Source organism: Flavobacterium branchiophilum NBRC 15030 = ATCC 35035, assembly GCF_002217205.1.
GTDB classification, from domain to species: domain Bacteria; phylum Bacteroidota; class Bacteroidia; order Flavobacteriales; family Flavobacteriaceae; genus Flavobacterium; species Flavobacterium branchiophilum.
The window spans coordinates 1-2,166 of the sequence record NZ_MUGT01000026.1; the positions used below are offsets into that span (position 1 = coordinate 1).

At 28.9% G+C, this 2,166-nt stretch carries 1 protein-coding gene; it reads left to right on the plus strand.

Annotated elements, in window-relative coordinates:
- The first annotated feature begins 120 nt into the window (after window positions 1-120).
- The gene (locus B0A58_RS03460) at window positions 121-1,971 is read left to right on the plus strand and encodes an IS1634 family transposase (RefSeq protein WP_089079903.1); all 1,851 of its coding nucleotides are present in this window, start codon (window positions 121-123) and stop codon (window positions 1,969-1,971) included.
- Window positions 1,972-2,166: the final 195 nt, after the last annotated feature.

Here is a 2,166-nt window from a genome sequence, read left to right on the forward strand (position 1 = left end):
AGTCTAAAAAATTTAAAAACCTTAAAATCAGCAGTTTATAAATTTTCAGTAGTTTGTAAATCTCGTTTGTAGTGAGGTATGATTATTGTTTATTTGATAAGCGTTTGATATATTTGCAAAATGTTTATAAGAGTAGTAAAAAAGCAAAATTCTAAAGAAGGTAAAGTTTTTTACCAGTTTATGCTTGCCCAAAATTCAAGGATTAATGGCAAGGTAAAACAGTCCAATATTTTAAGTTTAGGCTCTGATATTGAACTACTTAACAATGATATTAAAAACGAGGTGTTAGTTTTATTGAAGGCTAAAATTTTTAATCAAGAGCTAGCTTTTCCTGTTCAAAACAAGACCTCAATTGATTTGGCTACTAAATATTTTGAAAAATTTCAAATAAAATTTGCTCAAAATACAGATTATTCTGAAGTAGTTTCTTCTCCTCCCAAACACGATGGAAGCGATTATCAAGAAATTGACGTTGCAAGTATTGATGTTGTAGCTTCTAAATCTTTTGGAGCTGAAAATATTTGCAATTTAATGTACGAAAAACTAGGTTTTGAACAAATTTTCAAAGAGTTAAATTGGTCTGAATCGGATATAAAAATGGCACAATTGAGCATTTTATCGCGCACCATTTTTAGTGCATCTGAACACAAAACGGCTCAAATTCTTCGTGATAATAGTGCTTTAACCTCAATTATTGATTATAATAAATCGTTCACTCACAGGGATTTATATCCTATTTTAGATAAATTACACGATTTTCAAATGCAAATTGATAAAAAATTGTATGCTAATATCAATACGCTTTTTGACATCGATCAGTCTATTGTTATTTATGATCTTTCAAACCTCTATTTTGAAGGACGAAAAGCCACTAGCGAGATTGCCCAATTTGGACGAAGTAAAGAAAAAAGATATGATTGTAAGCAGGTTGTTTTTACTGGAATTATTGATAGTAAAGGGTTTATTAAACATTCAAAAATTTATCAAGGCAATATGTCCGATAGCAAAACTATAGCACTATTGCTAGCTGATTTTGAAACGCAAGGTGTTGCAATTAAAGATGTTACAATTGTCATGGATGCAGGTTTTGCTACAGAAGACAATTTAGAATTGATTGCTAGCAAACAGATGAAATATGTTGCTGTGGCTCGGAATAAAATTAAAAATTATGAAATAAATCCTGAAAAAGAGCTGATTCAAGTCTTTGACAATAAAGGGAATTCTATTGATTTACAAGTATTTAAGTCTGAAAAGCATGCCGATAATTGGATGTATGTAAAAAGTGAGCAAAAAAGGATTAAAGAAAATTCAATGGCTGAAAAATTAGAAAAGCTTTATCTTGAGGAATTACAAAATTTAAACGATGGATTATCTAAAAAAAGAACCATCAAAAACGCCCTAAAAATTAGTGAAAGACTAGGAAGAATAAAACAAAAACACAAGTTAGTTAGCTCAAGATATCAAGTTGATATTCAAGTAAATGACCATGTAGCTACGAGTATAAATTGGTCGAAAATTGAACCAAAAGAAAACCAAACCAAACAAGAAGGCGTATATTTTATTAGAACAAATTATCAAGACGTACAAGAAAATAAATTGTGGGAAATTTACAATATTATTAGAGAGGTTGAAGCCACTTTTAGATGTTTAAAGTCAGATTTATTAATTCGTCCTGTTTATCATAAAACCGATATAAAAGTAAAAGGACATATCTATCAAACCATTCTTAGTTATCAGATTGTCAATGCAATACGATATTATTTAAAAGAAGCTGGAGTAAATTATGATTGGCAAAATATAGTAAGAATTCTCAACACCCAATGTTTAGTTCAGGTAAAACTTCCAACAAAAACCAAAAATCTAACCATAGAAAAACCCTCAAAACCCATAGAAGAAGTACAAATGATTTACGATTGCTTGAAATTTAAAATTATTAGAAAAACTAAAAAAGTTCATGTAGTGTACCATTGATAAAAAAAAGCTACTGATAATCAGGGTTTTGTGTTGGGTTTTCGGCAAGTTGGGTTAAATTGTGGTCATATCTGTATGTTTTTTCAAAGATATAAAAAATATCAATAAATTGAAAAATTTTATCAATAAATTGGAACACTTATGATATAAATATTGCTTTACTTTGAATAATAATTAAAGAACACCAATAAATTA

Bases quoted from the DNA above. Each gene is read 5' to 3' on its own strand.
- B0A58_RS03460 (WP_089079903.1), top strand. From the start codon at position 121: ATGTTTATAAGAGTAGTAAAAAAGCAAAATTCTAAAGAAGGTAAAGTT.